The organism is Aerococcus kribbianus (assembly GCF_026805545.1).
Lineage (GTDB): Bacteria > Bacillota > Bacilli > Lactobacillales > Aerococcaceae > Aerococcus > Aerococcus kribbianus.
This window is the reverse complement of the sequence record NZ_JAPRFR010000001.1, coordinates 565,963-583,381: the sequence shown is the minus strand read 5'-3', so window position 1 is coordinate 583,381 and position 17,419 is coordinate 565,963. Positions and strand designations below refer to the sequence as shown.

General features: G+C 42.2%; 18 protein-coding genes. 16 read left to right on the top strand and 2 right to left on the bottom strand.

Annotated elements, in window-relative coordinates; translation table 11 throughout:
• Positions 1 to 11 precede the first annotated feature (11 nt).
• The 9 genes from OW157_RS02745 to OW157_RS02705 all read left to right on the top strand — a co-directional run bounded on the left by OW157_RS02745 (position 12) and on the right by OW157_RS02705 (position 8,479).
• The gene (locus tag OW157_RS02745; protein ID WP_268751803.1) at positions 12 to 758 is read left to right on the top strand and encodes a Stp1/IreP family PP2C-type Ser/Thr phosphatase; all 747 of its coding nucleotides are present in this window, start codon (positions 12 to 14) and stop codon (positions 756 to 758) included.
• Positions 755 to 2,890, top strand: coding sequence for a Stk1 family PASTA domain-containing Ser/Thr kinase (gene pknB / locus OW157_RS02740; protein ID WP_268751802.1), 2,136 nt, complete (start codon positions 755 to 757; stop codon positions 2,888 to 2,890). The genes OW157_RS02745 and pknB overlap by 4 nt, the downstream gene beginning before the upstream one ends.
• The gene (gene rsgA, locus OW157_RS02735; RefSeq protein WP_268751801.1) at positions 2,890 to 3,828 is read left to right on the top strand and encodes a ribosome small subunit-dependent GTPase A; all 939 of its coding nucleotides are present in this window, start codon (positions 2,890 to 2,892) and stop codon (positions 3,826 to 3,828) included. Before pknB ends, rsgA begins: the two co-directional genes overlap by 1 nt.
• Before the next feature lie 7 nt (positions 3,829 to 3,835).
• Positions 3,836 to 4,486, top strand: coding sequence for a ribulose-phosphate 3-epimerase (rpe, locus tag OW157_RS02730; RefSeq protein WP_268751800.1), 651 nt, complete (start codon positions 3,836 to 3,838; stop codon positions 4,484 to 4,486).
• A gap of 8 nt (positions 4,487 to 4,494) precedes the next feature.
• Positions 4,495 to 5,160, top strand: coding sequence for a thiamine diphosphokinase (locus tag OW157_RS02725; RefSeq protein ID WP_268751799.1), 666 nt, complete (start codon positions 4,495 to 4,497; stop codon positions 5,158 to 5,160).
• Positions 5,161 to 5,233: 73 nt separating this feature from the next.
• Positions 5,234 to 5,422 (top strand): 50S ribosomal protein L28, encoded by a 189-nt coding sequence (rpmB, locus tag OW157_RS02720; RefSeq protein ID WP_268751798.1) that lies wholly within the window; start codon positions 5,234 to 5,236, stop codon positions 5,420 to 5,422.
• A gap of 199 nt (positions 5,423 to 5,621) precedes the next feature.
• Positions 5,622 to 5,954 carry a hypothetical protein gene (locus OW157_RS02715; RefSeq protein WP_268751797.1) on the top strand — a complete coding sequence of 111 codons (333 nt, stop codon included), beginning with the start codon at positions 5,622 to 5,624 and terminating at the stop codon, positions 5,952 to 5,954.
• Between the two features lie 280 nt (positions 5,955 to 6,234).
• Complete coding sequence (gene nrdF / locus OW157_RS02710) at positions 6,235 to 7,245, top strand: class 1b ribonucleoside-diphosphate reductase subunit beta (protein ID WP_268751796.1); 1,011 nt, start codon at positions 6,235 to 6,237, stop codon at positions 7,243 to 7,245.
• Positions 7,246 to 7,555: 310 nt separating this feature from the next.
• Entirely contained in the window at positions 7,556 to 8,479 is a 924-nt protein-coding gene (locus tag OW157_RS02705) for a nuclease-related domain-containing protein (RefSeq protein ID WP_268752771.1), read from the top strand.
• 469 nt (positions 8,480 to 8,948) lie between these two features.
• Here OW157_RS02705 and nrdE read toward each other — a convergent pair whose 3' ends face one another.
• The gene (gene nrdE, locus OW157_RS02700; protein WP_268751794.1) at positions 8,949 to 11,135 is read right to left on the bottom strand and encodes a class 1b ribonucleoside-diphosphate reductase subunit alpha; all 2,187 of its coding nucleotides are present in this window, start codon (positions 11,133 to 11,135) and stop codon (positions 8,949 to 8,951) included.
• Positions 11,107 to 11,493 (bottom strand): class Ib ribonucleoside-diphosphate reductase assembly flavoprotein NrdI, encoded by a 387-nt coding sequence (gene nrdI / locus OW157_RS02695; RefSeq protein WP_268751793.1) that lies wholly within the window; start codon positions 11,491 to 11,493, stop codon positions 11,107 to 11,109. The genes nrdE and nrdI overlap by 29 nt, the downstream gene beginning before the upstream one ends.
• Before the next feature lie 438 nt (positions 11,494 to 11,931).
• Between nrdI and OW157_RS02690 the strand changes: the two genes are divergently transcribed.
• The 7 genes from OW157_RS02690 (at position 11,932) to pssE (ending at position 17,324) form a co-directional block, all read left to right on the top strand.
• Positions 11,932 to 12,294 carry an Asp23/Gls24 family envelope stress response protein gene (locus OW157_RS02690; RefSeq protein ID WP_268751792.1) on the top strand — a complete coding sequence of 121 codons (363 nt, stop codon included), beginning with the start codon at positions 11,932 to 11,934 and terminating at the stop codon, positions 12,292 to 12,294.
• 79 nt (positions 12,295 to 12,373) lie between these two features.
• Positions 12,374 to 14,017 (top strand): DAK2 domain-containing protein, encoded by a 1,644-nt coding sequence (locus tag OW157_RS02685; protein ID WP_417882748.1) that lies wholly within the window; start codon positions 12,374 to 12,376, stop codon positions 14,015 to 14,017.
• Between the two features lie 148 nt (positions 14,018 to 14,165).
• Entirely contained in the window at positions 14,166 to 14,612 is a 447-nt protein-coding gene (locus OW157_RS02680) for a serine O-acetyltransferase (RefSeq protein WP_268751790.1), read from the top strand.
• 321 nt (positions 14,613 to 14,933) lie between these two features.
• On the top strand, positions 14,934 to 15,557 hold the full coding sequence (locus OW157_RS02675; protein ID WP_268751789.1) for a sugar transferase: 624 nt from the start codon (positions 14,934 to 14,936) through the stop codon (positions 15,555 to 15,557).
• Entirely contained in the window at positions 15,554 to 16,399 is an 846-nt protein-coding gene (locus OW157_RS02670; RefSeq protein ID WP_268751788.1) for an NAD-dependent epimerase/dehydratase family protein, read from the top strand. Before OW157_RS02675 ends, OW157_RS02670 begins: the two co-directional genes overlap by 4 nt.
• An 8-nt stretch (positions 16,400 to 16,407) precedes the next feature.
• On the top strand, positions 16,408 to 16,854 hold the full coding sequence (gene pssD, locus OW157_RS02665) for a PssD/Cps14F family polysaccharide biosynthesis glycosyltransferase (RefSeq protein WP_268751787.1): 447 nt from the start codon (positions 16,408 to 16,410) through the stop codon (positions 16,852 to 16,854).
• Positions 16,851 to 17,324, top strand: a complete 474-nt coding sequence (pssE, locus tag OW157_RS02660) for a PssE/Cps14G family polysaccharide biosynthesis glycosyltransferase (protein WP_268751786.1) — start codon at positions 16,851 to 16,853, stop codon at positions 17,322 to 17,324. The genes pssD and pssE overlap by 4 nt, the downstream gene beginning before the upstream one ends.
• Positions 17,325 to 17,419 lie beyond the last annotated feature (95 nt).

Here is a 17,419-nt window from a genome sequence, read left to right as displayed (position 1 = left end):
GAAGTGACAAGATGGAATTGGCACAAATAACCGATGTCGGTTTGAAACGACAAAGTAACCAAGATCAAGTGGGAATCTTCGCCAACCAAACTGGCCAAAAATTGCTACTCCTTTGCGATGGCATGGGTGGCCATAATGCAGGCGATGTGGCTTCAGAAATGGCTCTTTTTCAAGTGGGCCACCAATGGGAAGAAGAGGGAAGTATCCAAAGCCAAGACCAAATCAAAACTTGGCTCGATACTGCTATCAAAGAAGCCAACAACCGTGTCCGTGAGAAGGCTCAACAATTTATGGGCTTAGAAGGCATGGGGACGACCCTAATAGCCCTGACTATTTATCAAGGACAAGCCATTATTGCCCATGTGGGGGATTCTCGGGTCTACCGTTTTAACCAGGATACAATTAACCAAGTCACCAAGGACCATTCCTTTGTCCAAGAATTAGTGGATAATGCCGTGATTTCGGAAGAAGAAGCAGCTACCCATCCTCAGAGAAATATCGTTACTCGAGCCATTGGGACCGAAGCAGATTTGACTGTTGATGTTCAAGTAATCGACTTAGCGGCGGATGATATTTTACTGCTTTGCTCAGATGGCTTGTCTGATATGCTGACTCAAGCTCAAGTGATTGAAATTTTAAGTCAAGATACTTCAATCGATCAAGCGGCGCAAGCCTTGGTGGAATCGGCTAATGCCTCTGGAGGCAAGGACAATATTTCTGTGATCTTAGCTCGAATCGAGGGAGGTGACATGCCGTGAAATCAGGACAAATTATAGACGAGCGTTATGAAATTATCCGTTTAATTGGTTCTGGTGGGATGGCCAATGTTTATCTGGCTTATGACCCAATTTTGGAACGGGATGTGGCCATTAAGTTTTTACGCTTAGGAGACAACAACCAATCGGATGCCGTACGTCGTTTCGAACGTGAAGCCCTATCGATTTCTGAGTTGAATGATCCCAATATTGTAGCAGTTTATGATATTGGAGAAGATACTCACGGCAAATTTATCGTGATGGAATATGTGGATGGGGTCGATTTAAAGGAATACATCCGCGAAAATCATCCTATTCCCCTTCATAAAATCCAAAACATCATGCTGCAAATCGTCTCCGGTATGCAGTCGGCCCATGAATTAAATATTATTCACCGGGACTTGAAACCGCAGAATATTATGATCAAGGATGATGGCACAGTAATTATCATGGATTTTGGGATTGCAGTGGTATCGACTGAAACCTCCATCACCCAAACCAATACGATTATTGGAAGTGTCCATTATCTATCTCCTGAACAAGCTCGGGGGAGTTTAGCAACCAGTCAATCAGATATTTATTCGCTAGGGATTGTGCTCTTTGAAATGATTACTGGCCGGGTACCATTCGATGCGGAATCAGCGGTATCTATTGCTCTGAAGCATTTCCAAGATCCTTTACCCGATATGGAACAATACCGAGAAGATGTCAACCAACCCTTAATGAACGTCGTCAAAAGAGCGACCGCCAAGGAAGCCAGCGACCGTTATGAATCCTGTCAAGAAATGTACGATGACTTGGCGACGATTTTTGCTGAAGACCGGCAAAGTGAACCAGACTTTGTTCCAATGGGGGCCCAATCTGATACCATTGTTGTCGCCAAAGACCAAATTGAACAGAAGATGCGTTACACTGACGAACACCAGGCAATGGCAGCAGGTAAGGATGATGACCTTAGTGACAATCTAGAGGATGCCGATTCAGTGGCCACTCAAACCACTCCAATCCCAGTTGTGGCGGCTGCTGACAATGACCAAAGTCCTGAAGATAAGGTTGAACAAGCCAGTCACAAGGGCGTTAAGGTAGGGCCAACTGCCGCTCAAAAGAAACAACGCCGGAAACGTTTATTGATGATTTTATTGCCAATATTTTTATTGTTGGCCATTGTTTCAGCTGTTGTTTTCGGACGTGGCCAACAAATTGACGTGCCTGATTTGGCTGGCATGACAGTCAAAGAAGCAGAACGTGTCCTCCAAGAAGAAGATTTGACCCTAGGTGAAGTGGAAGAGGTCTTCTCTGAAGACGTGGGTGCTGGTTTCGTGGTGGGAACTAATCCGGAAGCCAACCACTCTGTTCGCAAAGAATCTAAAATTGATTTAGAAGTATCCAAGGGACCTGAACTCTTCAAGGTGGAAGACTATACCAATCAGGCCTATGCTGATGTAGAGAAAAGCTTACGGGATGCAGGTTTTACCGTGGAACAAAGCAGAGATTACTCGGATAACATTGCTGCTGGTCATATTATTAGCCAGGACATTGCTGCCGGTGAAGAAGTGGTGGCTAAGGATACGACTATTACTTTGACAGTGAGCGAAGGCGTCCAACAGTTTACTATGCCTGACTTACGAGGGATGAACCGGTCAGGGGTCCAACAATGGGCTGACTCTTATGGCGTTCAAGTCAGCTTTAGCGAAGAATCCTCTGATTCCGCACCTGCTGGCACTGCTATTAGCCAAAGCATTGCTCCGGGGGATAGCTTTGTTATGGGCGATAGCCTATCAGTGGTGATGTCAACCGGACCAGCGACGACAAGTTTTGATAAGGAAATCACCATTCCTTATGAGGAAAATAAATCGGAAGCCTCATCGTCATCCAGTGATGAGGGAGATGGGGATGAGAACAGTGATGAAGACTCCTCTTCCTCACGAGAATCGTCACGGTCACGGCAAACGCCTAATGAAATCGAAGTCTATATCCAAGACGAGGTCAACGACTATTCGACACCAGTGGACACCTTTACTATTTCTAAAGACCGCAAGTACACCTTGAATTTCACGGTGCGTAAAGGCGACTCCGCTCGCTATAAGATTGTTCGTGATGGCGAAGTCATCCAAGAAACCCAGGTGAGTGAATAATGCTTGAAAACAACGGACAAAAGCAAAATGACAAGCAAAAACACTACCGAGGCCAGATTATCAAGGCCTTATCAGGTTTCTATTATATAGAAGAAAATCAAACTGGCCAGATCTATCAAACCCGAGGGCGGGGGAACTTCCGGCAAAAAGATCAGTCGCCTTTGGTTGGGGACTGGGTAGAATTTGTCGCAGACAATGACCAAGAAGGCTTGGTGACAGCTATTGCTGAGCGCAAGAACGCCATGATTCGACCACCTGTGGCTAATGTCGATTTAGCCTTTTTGGTGGCCTCAGTGACTGATCCTACCATTTCGCCTAAGCTTATTGACCGTTACCTGGTTTACATTGAAAGCTTGGGCATCCAACCCGTTCTCTATTTGTCCAAATTGGATTTGCTTACTGAAAATCAAGTTCAAGACGTCGATCAGTTGATTGCCCTTTACCAAGAGATTGGTTATGCTGTCTTTACCAGTGAGCAAGATCTGAGCCAAAGCCAAACCCTCAAAGATCTAGTTCAAGACAAGGTTGTGGTGGCAGTAGGGCAGTCGGGTGTGGGCAAGTCCACCTTTCTCAATGAAATTTTACCTGTTGGCGATATTGCAACCGCTGAGATATCTAAGCGTTTAGGTCGGGGACGTCATACCACCCGACATTCTGAACTCCATGATGTATTCGGAGGTAAATTTGCAGATACCCCAGGCTTTTCCAATATTTCGATTGATTACATTCCCAAGGAAGATTTGGATAATTATCTGCCTGAATTTTTTGCCCTTAAAGGTCAATGCAAATTTAGAGAATGCACCCACCAGCACGAACCTAAATGTGCGGTGAAAGCTGCCTTAGCAGCAGGTCAGATCAGCCAGCAACGTTATGACTCCTATGTGCAAATGTATCAAGAAATCGCTAGTGCTAAACCTCAATATAACAAGAGAAAGTAGGGAAACTATGATTATTGCCCCATCAATCCTATCAGCAGACATGGCTAACTTGAAAGCAGAGGTCCATAAGGCCGAGTCAGCCGGGGCAGACTGGCTGCATGTGGATATTATGGATGGTCATTTTGTACCCAATCTTACCTTTGGCGCCAATGTGGTGGATGCGATCCGTCCTCATACGAAACTGTGCCTAGACTGCCATCTCATGGTAGCTAATCCTGAAGACTATGTAAATAGCTTAGCCCAAGCAGGAGCAGATATCATGACCTTCCATGCCGAGGCAAGCCAACATAGCCATGGTCTGATTCAATCCATTAAAGCTGCTGGAATGCAAGCGGGTCTTGCCATCAATCCGGGCACCCCTGTTTCAGCAATTAGCCCGCTATTAGCTGATGTTGACCTGGTCCTTGTTATGACCGTTAACCCTGGTTTTGGCGGCCAAAGTTTTATTGAATCCACTCTAGATAAAATGGCTGAACTAGATCAGTGGCGCCAAAGCCATAATTTAGCGTTTAAAATTGAAGTCGATGGTGGCATCAAGCAGGAAACGACCAAAGCATGTCTTGACCAAGGAGTGGATGTCTTTGTGGCCGGTTCCTATCTCTATGGTGCGGATAATATGCAACAAGCCATGCAAGCCATGCGTCGCCAAGCGCGTTAGGAGGACTTATGCAATTATTTATGATTGGGTCAGGTCCCTTTGACCCGGATTTCTTCCGTGACTATGTCCAACACCATGTGGCCAGTGATGCCAATGTTGCCTACGTGGGGGTCGATTTAGGAGCAGAGCGCTTCTTGGAAATGGGCATTCCTATGACCTTTGCGATTGGTGATTTTGACTCCGTGTCAGCTGCTGTGTACGCCAAGATTGTCCAAGCTACCAACCAAGTGACACGGCTTAATCCGATGAAGGACGAAACGGATATGGAGGCGGCCCTAAATCATATCTTGGACCAAGGGATTGAAGCAGATATCCATATTTTTGGGGCCTTGGGAGGTCGGGTAGACCACTCCCTTTCCAATTTGTGGATTGCTTACAAACCGCAATACCAAGATATCCTTGATCGTATCCACTTGGTCAATCCCAAAAATCAAGTGACATTCCTGCGACCAGGTAAATTTACTGTCGACCAGCTGGCAGGAATGAAGTATCTTTCTTTCGTGGCGATGACACCGGTGCGGAAGTTGAAATTGAAACATGTGGTCTACACCCTAGATGGTATGAATATGGATTATCCTCTAGCCTTAATTTCCAACGAATTTCTTCCTGACCAAGAACAGATGTCAGGTTCATTCAAAGAGGGGATTCTAGCCGTAATTCAAGCAAAAGATTAAAAAAAGCTTGTCTCAAGGCGCAAGTTCTGATAAACTAATTTAGTATATGAATTTTAAAGAGGAGGTTAAACACATGGCTAAACAATGCTACTTCACAGGACGTAAAGCAAAAAGTGGTAACAACCGTTCACACTCAGTGAAAGCAACAAAACGTACTTTCGGCGCTAACTTACAAAAAGTGCGTATCATGGTTGACGGTAAACCAAAACGTGTTTGGGTTTCAGCTCGGGCTCTTAAGTCTGGTAAGGTACAACGCGTCTAAACCCAGCATACTTATAATCGCATGTTAAGGAATAATCACTAGGGATCCCCTATTGCTTATTCCTTTTTTTATATCTAAAAAGGCTCGGGCAGTGAGAGAAAGTCCATTAATCAGCTTGGGAAGCTTTACATAAATTTCACATTTCTCAGTGTTTGAATATGGTATATTGAGGGTAAAGCTTAGAAAGTGAGGAGAAGGCATGCGAATCAAATACATTAAACAAATCACTTATTCCTTTGATGTTGAAGAATGGATGCAAGGCTCTGGCTATATTCAGGGCAAAAATTATGCTTATTTTATGCATTATCGTGATCTGGACTGCTGGCAGTTAAGTTTGCAGCAAGGTGACGGCTCAGTCAGGGACCATGTGGTGATTAAGGAACCCATGAACCTTTACTTTATTGCTTGTGACAGCGACGAAGTCCTCACTCCTGAATCCTTACAAGCTTTTATCCAGAAAACCTTCGACTCCGTGGAATATAGTAACTACCAAGACACTAGCGAAGACTTCGCAACAGTCGACAACGAATAACGGTTGAATGTTTTTGTTAACAGAAATTAATTTACCCAGGAAAATTTCCTGAAAAAGGTTAGGTTCAACAGAGCATTTCTACACACAAGGAGAAGTTTTACCCTGCAATAATTTTGTCGAAGAATGGAATTCATAATGAAAAATTTCTTTGTGAAATGGTCAGTTATTTTGGCAAGCTTTCGCCTTTTTGCTTGTGTATTAGTTGATAGGAAATTGAGAAAGACAAACCCTTTGTTAGAAGTATGTTAGAATAGAGAGTGAAGATTAGAAGGAGGTTACTATGACTGAGAAAGATTATTTCAATCAAATTTTACACGGCGAAGCAACTGACAAAGAAGTCGGCTATTACAAGGCGGTGGATTGGAACCGAGTGGAAGATGCCATCGACAAACAAACTTGGGAAAAACTGACCAGCCAATTTTGGCTAGACACCCGGATTCCAGTATCCAACGACTTGAAGGACTGGCGGCAGTTAAGTCCAGAAGAACGCGACGTGGTTAACAAGGCTTTTGTCGGCTTAACCATGTTGGATACTCTACAATCTGAAGAAGGGGCTAACGTGATGCGTGACCACGTTCGGACCCAGCACGAAGAAGCAGTCTTGAACAATATCCTCTTTATGGAAAGTGTTCACGCCAAATCCTACTCCACAATTTTCATTTCGCTCAATGAAAGCAAAGAAATCGATGAAATCTTCGAGTGGGGAGACACTAACGAACGTTTGCAATTCAAAGCGCGTGTCATTAACGATATCTATCAAAATGGCAATCCCTTGCAGATCAAAATTGCCTCAGTGTTCCTAGAAACTTATCTCTTTTACAGTGGTTTCTTCACCCCACTATGGTATCTAGGCAATGACCGCCTAGTAAACGTTGCGGAAATCATCAAGTTGATTATCCGTGATGAATCCGTTCACGGAACTTACATTGGTTACAAGTTCCAACTCGCCTACCGCGAACTGTCCGAAGACGAGCAATACGAACTTAACTTGTGGATGTACGACCTCTTACACAAACTTATGGAAAACGAAGACAAGTATGCCGAAGAAGTTTACGACCAAGTCGGTTGGACTGAAGAAGTCAAAGTCTTTATTCGCTACAACGCCAATAAAGCCTTACAAAACCTTGGCTTCCCAGCCTATTACGACGAAGGGACCGCCGAAAACGTTAACCCAATCGTTATGAACGGTTTATCTACCGACACCACTAACCATGACTTCTTCTCCCAAGTCGGATCCGGCTATCTTATGGGTGAAGCCGAAGCCATGGACGATGACGACTACGACTTCTAGTTTTACTTTTAAATAAATTGTGAAAAACACCAACTTTCTTAGCAAAGTTGGTGTTTTTTTACGTATCTATATATAGAGGAGAATTTTAAGAAGAGCAAGAGTGGTATGCACGTCATATCTGTAGTGATAAGAAGAGCAAGAGTGGTATGCACGTCATATCTGGGGTGATAAGAAGAGCAAAAGAGGTATACACGTCATATCTGAAGAAATAAGAAGAGCAAAAGAGATATACGCGTTATATCTGTGATGATAAGACGTGCAAGGTAAATGAAAAGTAAAAGTAAAAGTATTCTATAAAAGGAGAGGGCTAATGAGCAAGTTTACACGTTACCAGCTATTAGAAGAGATGTATTTGCGGGATTTAATCACAAAGGATTCTAAATTGTATCGAGATTATTATTGGCGAAAGCTAGGGGCAGAGGGGGAGCAAGAAATGGGGCAATTTTTGCAGCAATATTTACCAAAACAGTGTCAAATCATTCATGATATTACTTTTGAGTTTTCAGGTAAAACTCAGTGTGATTTTTTACTGTTAGGGGATAGAGTCTGGTGGCTAGTTGAGGTGAAAAATTATAATGGCGTGATGGAATATAAAAATAATCAATCCTTATTGAGAGGGGAAGCATTGCGGAGTGATCAGTTTGCTGCCATGCGTAATCGCCAACGAATCATTGAAAACATGGCGCATTCTGTTGATCCTACAACAAAAGTAATTGCTAGTATGGTGTTTATTCATCCTAACAGTGAAGTTAAGTGGGATAGTGATGAGCAATTTACGATTATTACCAGAAACCAAATTAAACGGCATTTGCAAACCGTAACTGAAAAGTATAACTTCAATAATTACTCTAAGCAGGACTTGGAAGCTATTCGTCGTCATCAAATTAATTTCAAAGAGGAAGGATTGACTATTGATGAAAATACTTGGACTAAAATACGCAAGGGTTGTCGATGCCCCAACTGCCAATCGTACCAGCTCCAAGTCAAGAAGAAATACATGTATTGTTTAGAATGTAAGGAGAAAATTTCTAAGGCGGATATGGTCTTTAATGTCTATAAACAGCTGTCTTTGTTGTCGTACAACGACAAGCGACCAATTAATCGCTGCAATATTTTGAACTTAGCAGCACAGCAATTTGCGGATTCAGTGATTACGCGCAGTCTAAAATCCTATCATATTGCTAAAAGTAATGGGAAGAATTATTGTTATCATAACTATTACCTTCAAAAATGAAAAACTTCGCCTTAGCGAAGTTCCTACTCCCCCAATAGTTATCCTTAAACCGACTATCAGATTTCTTACCAGCAGGAAGTTGAAACCACTCCCTCCCAATGAAAAAACTCCGCGCGAGGCGGAGTTTACATCATAGCAATATTTGACTATTAAGCAAAGCCTGGTGGTAATCAGATTGCAAAGTCACCGAGATTAAAGTTTAAACTAACTAGTCCCTGTTTATTTTCCTTAGATAGGCGGAGTTAACATCACGACAAAACTTGACTGCCAGCCCAGGTCTTACTACAATCGTATTGCCAACAAACCGCCTCCGACAAAGTTTTAACCAGCTAACCCAATTTAACCTGCTACAAATAGAAGGAAATGATAAGAAAAAACTCCTCGCAAGGTGGAGTTTTTCATTGCAGCTCCAAACTCTTTTGAAACGACAAAGAGATGGAGGGGCAATGAGCTTATTGCTTATTTCTAACTATACGACACAGCTTTCACACATGTTAGCACCGATAATGTCACCGTCGTCAGTGTAGGTCCGGATGTAGTAGAGAGATTTGATGCCTTGTGAGTAGGCGTAGTTCCGGAGCTTGTTGAGGTCCCGGGTGGTCATTTTGTTGGTCTTGCCGGCTTTCCACTCATAGAGGCCTTCAGGGATTTCGGACCGCATGAATAGGGTGAGTGACATACCTTGGTCGACGTGTTTTTGGGCTGCGGCATAGACGTCGATGATTTTGCGTTGGTCAATATCGTAGGCAGATTCGAAATAAGGCATCGTGTCATTGGATAGGTAAGGGGTTGGGTAGTAAACCGCACCTACGCTACCTTCTTGGCGGTGTTCCACACGCCACACAATAGGGTGGAGGGAACTTGATGTCTCATTGATATAAGAAATGGATCCAGTTGGTGCTACCGCGAGTAAGTAAGAATGGTAGAGACCGTCAGCTTGGATTGCTTCGTTGAGGGCTTGCCAGTCTTCTCGGCTAGGAACAGGAATGTCAGCAAAGATTTCCGCCACCTTGTCAGATTTAAAGGTAAACTCGTCTTGGTCAATGTAGTGACTCTTGAGCCAAGACCCATCAGCATAAGCGGACTTGTCGAACTCATAGAAGCTTTCGCCGCGTTCCTTAGCAATTTTATTTGAAGCTTTTAAGGCATAGAAGCGCAAGGTTCGGAAGTAGGCATCAGTTAATTCCAAGGACTCCTCAGAGCCATAGTGGATCTGGTTGACCGCAAAGGCTGTATGCAAGCCCATGGCGCCTAGGCCAATCGAATTGTAGCGGGCGTTCCCTTTTTGGACAGTTGGGACAGCTGCAATGTTGGTCATATCAGACACTTGGGTGAGGGCACGAACGGCCGTTTCCACTGATTTGGCAAAGTCATCAGACCGCAACATTTCTAAGACATTGGTAGAAGCTAAGTTACATGACACATCCGTTCCAACTTCTGCATAAGACAAGTCATCATTCATTTCGGAGGGGCTTTGAACTTGAAGGATTTCAGAACACAAGTTAGACATGATGATCCGACCGTAAACAGGGTTTTCCTTGTTGGCGGTGTCGATGTTAACCACATAAGGATAACCAGATTCTTGTTGGAGTTTAGACAATTCTTGTTCTAATTCGCGCGCATTCGTTTTGTATTTGCGGATGTCATCGTTTTTTACCATTTCATCGTATTTTTCAGTGATATCGATATAGGCAAAAGGTTTACCATAAATCCGCTCTACATCATAAGGGCTGAATAGGAACATTGGTTCATTAGTCTTCAATAGTTCATAATATTTATCGGGTACGATTACCCCTAATGACAAGGTTTTAACCCGGACTTTTTCATCGGCGTTTTCCTTCTTAGTAGATAGGAAAGCATAGATATCAGGGTGGAAGACGTTAAGGTAAGTCACACCAGCCCCTTGACGCGCTCCTAATTGGTTGGCATAGGAAAAAGAGTCTTCGAATAACTTCATAACTGGGACCACACCAGATCCGGCATGCTCAATCCCTTTGATTGGGGCACCAGCTTCCCGCAAGTTGGTTAAGTTAATACCAACCCCACCGCCACGTTTTGACAATTGAAGGGCAGAGTTAACGGTCCGACCAATGGATTCCATGTTGTCTTGCACATCCACTAGGAAACAAGATACCATTTCACCACGGGCCTTCTTACCAGCATTAAGGAAAGTAGGGGTCGCCATTTGAATGCGGTGGTTGATATGCTCATCCGCAATATTTAGCGCCAAGTCTTCGTCACCTTGGGCCAGATACAAGGCAGTAAAGGCAATCCGGTCTTCATAACGTTCTAAATACCGTTTGCCGTCACGCGTTTTAAGGGCATATTGGTTATAAAATTTAAAGGCCCCCATGAAAGACATAAAACGGAACTTAGCATCATAGAGGTGTTTAAATAATTTCTTGATAAAATCGAAATCGTACAGTTCAATAAAATCAGCTTCGATATAATTATTGTCGATTAAATAATGAATCTTCTCATGCAAGGTATAGAAGAAAACCGTATTGGGATTGACATGTTCTAGGAAATAGGCCCGAACAGCTTCCCGGTCTTTCTCGAGTGGGATCTTGCCATCAACCGGGATGTTGACCCGATTATTGAGCTCAAAATAGGTGATTGCATTAGGTTTATCGACTGGAGTGGGTTGAGTTGTCAATTTTACTAATCTCCTTTTCTAATAAGTCAACGTCATAGGCTGAGCCTTGGAATTCAAACATATGGAGTAGAGGCACTTGAAAATCTTCCGCAAAATCCTTAGCTGTGTAACAGAAGAGTTGGGCAAAATTACGATTGCCACCCCCCATAACACCGCGACAGAATTTCGCATTATCGCCAGTCTCCATAAAACGCCACATTAATTCCGTGGTTCCTTCATCATAGGTAGGAATAATGGCGATAAAGTCTTCATCAACAGTGACCTCTTGGCAGTTATCTTCGGTGATTTCAAGCTTAGGATGGTCTACCTTGTTAACGAAGGCACGGGTATTACCTACCACTGACATGTAAACAAGCATTGTGATAGCCTCCTTCTCTATACACAACATATTGTGCGTTACCTTTCGATAAACGCACAATATCACGTGGTATTTACATTATGATTGTAAATGGAATCTAGATTTTATGCAAGGCATTAGCCAGGTAAATATTTGGCATAAACCTCCTCTAAGCGATCAAAAGCCTTAACCCATCGTCATTTTCAAGCCCTAAAAAATCTTTAAATTTAAAAAAGACATAATTTTAAGAACTATTACGATTTGTCCCAGTAAAAGCCCGTTAGATTAGGCTTTTACCCCCAAAAAATGTCGTTAAATCGTCTCCAAAGAAGAAAATTGCGCTTTAATTTCCTAGGCTTTTATTCTATAATGAGACAATATGTGGTAGAATGTGGAATGACTATTGATAAAAATAGCTTCACCTATCGCTCTTATCCTAGTGAGGAGGTTATCACTACTATGGCATTTATTATGCAATCAAAATTTGGTGAAATCGATATAAGCAATGAATCAATTGCACGTGTTGTTGGTATTGCCACTACCCAAAACTATGGGGTCGTTGGGATGGCCAGCAAACATCAATTCCGTGATGGAATCCAAGATATATTAAACATTGATAATTATAGTCGCGGCGTGGTTGTCTCCACTGACGATGGTTTAGTGGTGGTTGACGTTTACATTATGGTCAACTATGGCACCAAGATCTCAGAAATCTGTCGCAACGTACAACGTTCCGTGAAATACGAGCTAGAGAAACAATTAGGCTTAAGCGCGAATGTTGTGAATGTATTTGTTCAAGACGTTCGAGTCATAGAGGACTAGGCACCCGCCTGAAAACGTCAATTGAGGAGGATTATTTCTTTTGGAAAACGAAAAAATTTCAGTTACGGCCTTCCGTGACATGATCGAAGTTGGAGGCAACCGTCTTAATGCGAATGCCGAATATGTAAACTCGTTAAATGTGTTCCCTGTACCTGATGGCGACACTGGAACGAACATGAACTTGTCCTTTACTTCCGGTATGGAACACGTGAAGAACACCCAGGAAGAAACAATCACGGCCCTAGCCCAAGCCCTAGCCAAGGGATTGCTCATGGGTGCCCGTGGGAACTCAGGGGTTATTCTCTCCCAACTCTTCCGCGGATTCAGTCGAGGATTAGAAGCTTGCCAAGAGTCAATCAATGCCCAAGAATTGGCTAATGCCTTCCAAGCGGGCGTTGACACGGCCTACAAAGCAGTCATGAAACCTGTAGAAGGAACCATCCTAACTGTGGCCAGAGAATCGGCCCAAGCCGGACTTGACGCTGCCGCTGCTGGTGAAGATGTCATTGCCGTCATGTCAGCAGTCCAAAGTAAAGCCCAAGAGGCCCTCGATCAAACACAAGAACAATTGCCCGTCCTCAAAGAAGTCGGCGTTGTCGACTCAGGAGGCCAAGGCCTACTCTTCATCTACACTGGTTTTCTTGAATCCCTAACTGGCCAAGCGGTACCCGTAAATACCCTTGACCCAGAATCAGCCGATATTACCGAACTTGCTCACCATGACAACTTCTTCAACGCCTCTCATTCTGTAGAGACTGAAGACATCAAATACGGTTTCTGTACCGAAATCATGGTTAGCCTCGGTAAAGGCAAAACCGTCACCGACGAATTTGACTACGATGAATTCCGTAACTACCTTGACAGCTTAGGAGATTCTCTACTCGTTGTTGCTGATGATGAAGTCGTCAAAGTTCACGTCCACACTGAAACACCAGGTGAAGTCATGAACTACGGTCAAAAATTCGGTGACCTCATCAAAATCAAAGTCGATAACATGCGTCTACAACATGACGACATCCTAGCTGGCAAAGGGGCTGAAGTTCAACCCAAAGAAGCCGCTAAGAAGAGCCCATACGGCATCATCTCCGTCGCAGCCGGAGACGGTGTACACGAACTCTTCAAGAGCCTAGGTGTCACCCAAATCATCAATGGTGGCCAAACCATGAACCCGTCCACCCAAGATATCCTAGACGCCATCGACCAAGCTAACGCCGAAAATATCATTATTCTACCAAACAACTCAAATATCTTCATGGCCGCCAAACAAGCTGCCGAAGTCGCTGACCAACCTGCTGTTGTTGTTCCAAGTCGGTCCATCAACCAAGGGCTAACCGCCATGCTCGGATTCAACGACCAAGCCAGCCTAGAAGATAACCAAGACAACATGACCGCCGAACTCGATAACGTTAAATCAGGGGCTATCACCAACGCCATCCGTGACACCTCAATCGACGGCATCCAAATCAAAGACGGTGACTACATGGGCATCATCGAAAAAGACATTAAAGTTGCCAATGCAGACCTCGACCAGGCCACCATCGCCACCATCGAAGCTATGCTAGACGACGACGCCGAACTCGTCACCCTAATCTACGGCGACCAAGTCCAAGAAAACGACGCCCAAAAAATCGGCCAAGCCATCGAAGATAAATATGACGACATCGAAATCGAAATCGTCCCAGGTAACCAACCCGTCTACCACTACCTCATCTCAGTGGAATAAATAAGAGTGCGACAAAATGGGGGAGCTCTAAACGTCTTTAGGAAACAGTCGAAGGAGCTGCATTTTGGAGCAGGTTTGATGATTAGATAAATTTGAACATAAAATTTTTAGTAATTGATCATTTATATTTAAATTGGAGCTAGATTAGATGGATGCGAGAAAACAAATATTTTTACTTTCAAGAAATTTATACTTGAAAGAAATACCGGTTATACCAAACTTTCTATGGATAGTTAATCGAATAGCATTTTCTTGCGATATAAAGCCTTCTGTAGATATGGATAAAACAGTAAATTTACCCCATAGTGGATTAGGGGTAGTGATGCATAAGGACTGTAAGATTGGGAGTAATGTAACTATTATGCAAAATGTTACATTAGGTGCTAATCGTAATAAACGTAGGGTTATAAATGGCGAAAAAGTTGTAGCTCCTTATATTGAAGATGATGTTTTTATTGGATCTAATTCAGTTATCATGGGACCTGTAAAAATAGGAAAAGGTTCAACAATCGGAGCAGGTTCAGTTGTTACTAAAGATGTACCTGAAAATAGTACAGTAGTAGGTGTTCCTGCCAAACCTATTCATAAAAAATAATGAATATTATATTAAAAGACAGCGTGACAAAAGTCATTTAGGGACTAGATCGATTAAACAAAATCCGGAAAATAGAAAAATGATATAGAAGGTATTTTGTAAACTCATGTAAGTCCTGACTTTTTGGAAAACGTTTGGGAAATGAATATAAAAAAAGCCAGCAAGACATCCTTGCTGGCTTTTTAACGACAAATCAAAACTTTTCGTTAAATAGTACATATTTGTTCCCTTTGTACTTTTTAATAATTTTTGCCCAATTATGTGTCTGTTTATGTTAAAATTTAGGAGATATCAATAACGTATTTCATTAGGAGCTAAAAGATGTATCAGAACTTTTTTAAACGACTAATTGATTTTATATTAAGTGGAATCGGGCTTATTGTCTTGAGTCCCATATTGTTAGCGCTAGCAATATGGATCAAAATAGACTCACCAGGCCCTGTTTTTTTTCGTCAAAAACGGGTAGGCGAGAACAAGGAATTCTTCCAAATCTATAAATTTCGGTCCATGCGTACCGACACGCCTAGTGATATGCCCACCCACCTCTTAAATGACCCCGAAGCCTTCATTACTAAGTCAGGTAAATTCATACGCAAAACATCACTCGACGAACTGCCTCAGCTGATTAATATTGTCAAAGGGGAGATGGCGGTAATCGGCCCACGTCCTGCACTCTGGAATCAGGATGACTTAATCGCTGAACGGGACAAATATGGCGCCAACGATGTGAAGCCTGGCCTTACGGGTTGGGCACAGATCAACGGTCGTGATGAACTCGAAATTCCTGTCAAAGCACGATTAGATGGCGAATACGTCCAGAACCTGACATTCGGACTAGACATCAAATGCTTCTTCGGCACCATCCTCTCAATTATCAAGAGTGAAGGGGTTGTCGAAGGTGGAACGGGAACCTTGAATGCAGAGAAGAAGGATGTGGAAGAATGAGGAAAGTTTTAATTGTCGGAGAAGACTCTTATATTGGCCAATCATTCATTCAACACTGTCAAAATTATGACTATCCACTAGACATTAGAGAAATTTCCTCTCGTGATGGTGCCTGGGAGGAAGAGGATTTTGGCCACTATGACACTATCTTCCATGTTGCTGGTATTGCCCACAACTCTTCTGATCCTAGTTTGGAAGACTTGTATTATCAGGTGAATCGTGATTTAACAATAAACGTAGCAAAAAAAGCTAAGGCAGATGGCGCAAAACAGTTTGTTTTTATGAGTTCGATGATTGTCTTCGGTAGTCAGAAGAGCACCATAACAGATGAACAAGCGACCCAACCGGATAATTTCTACGGCGATAGCAAGAAACAAGCTGAAGAAGGCATCCTATCCTTAGCAGATGAGCATTTTAAGATTGCGATAATGCGTCCACCAATGGTTTACGGGAAAGGGTCAAAAGGAAACTATCCACGTTTGGCTAACTTAGCGCAAAAAACGCCGATTTTTCCTGATTATGACAACGCCCGTTCTATGATACATATTGATAATTTAATGGAATGTATTTACCAAGTGATTATTGGTCAACGGTCGGGCTACTTCCACCCACAAAATAAAGAATATGTAAAAACAAGTGATCTCGTACGCACAATTGCTCATATTCATGGTAAAAGGGTAAGAGCGACGCGATTATTTAATGGCATGATTACCCCATTACGACGAGTTAACACCCTGAACAAAGTCTTTGGTGATTTGAAATATGACCATGCCATGTCGCAATATGATTTTGATTATCAAATAAGGGATTTTGAAGAATCGATTAGATTAACAGAAATGTGAGGCAGATTATGGCGAAAATATGTTTAGTATCTTCTTCAGGTGGGCATTATGAACAATTAAAAAGATTGAAAGCCTTAGAAGAAGAGCATGATATTTTCTGGGTAACTGAAAAAACAGGTTTTAAAAGTTCTGCTGACTATTACCTTAATCAAACTGGATTAAAAGACAAATGGTTCCCTTGGAAAATGGTAAAAAATTTTGGGGGATCTTTAAAAATTTGGTTTAAAGAAAAGCCGGATTATATTATTACCACTGGTACTATGGTGGCATTACCATTGTGCTTTATCGCAAAGTTATTTGGTAAAAAAATAATTTTTATCGAAACATTTGCACGTGTTTATGATGGCACTAAAGCAGGAAAATTAATGTATAAATATGCCGATTTATTTATCGTACAATGGGAACCATTGTTAGAGATTTATCCCGACGCAGTATATGGAGGAAGTATCTATTGATTTTTGTTAGTTTAGGGTCTAGAGAGTATCAGTTTGACCGTTTGTTGAAGAAATTAGATGAATTAGTTGAAGATGACGTTATTTCCGAGCCAATATTTGCTCAAATAGGTCAATCAACTTATACTCCTCAAAATTATGACTATGAACGATTTATTGATTCAGACAAGTTTTCAAACAAGCAGGATCAAGCTGATTTGATCATCTCCCATGGAGGGACAGGAGCGCTTATCGGTGCAATAAAAAAAGGAAAACAAGTTATTGCAGTACCGAGGTTAGCCAAATATGGTGAACATATCGATGACCATCAAACTCAAGTGTCATCTGTTCTTGATGAAATGGGTTATCTTAAATCGGTACAAAATATGGACCAATTAGGCTCAGTTTACCTCAGTATGAAAGAGAATCCTATCAGTAAAAAATATGATCGACCATCAAATGTTTTAGAAATAATTAATGAATTCATTGGATAAGATAAAGTTGTTAACTAAAAATGTCAGTATAAGTAAAAAACTGCTCTAAAGAAAGTTTTATTAATTAAATTTAAAATAATTTATACAAATATTTT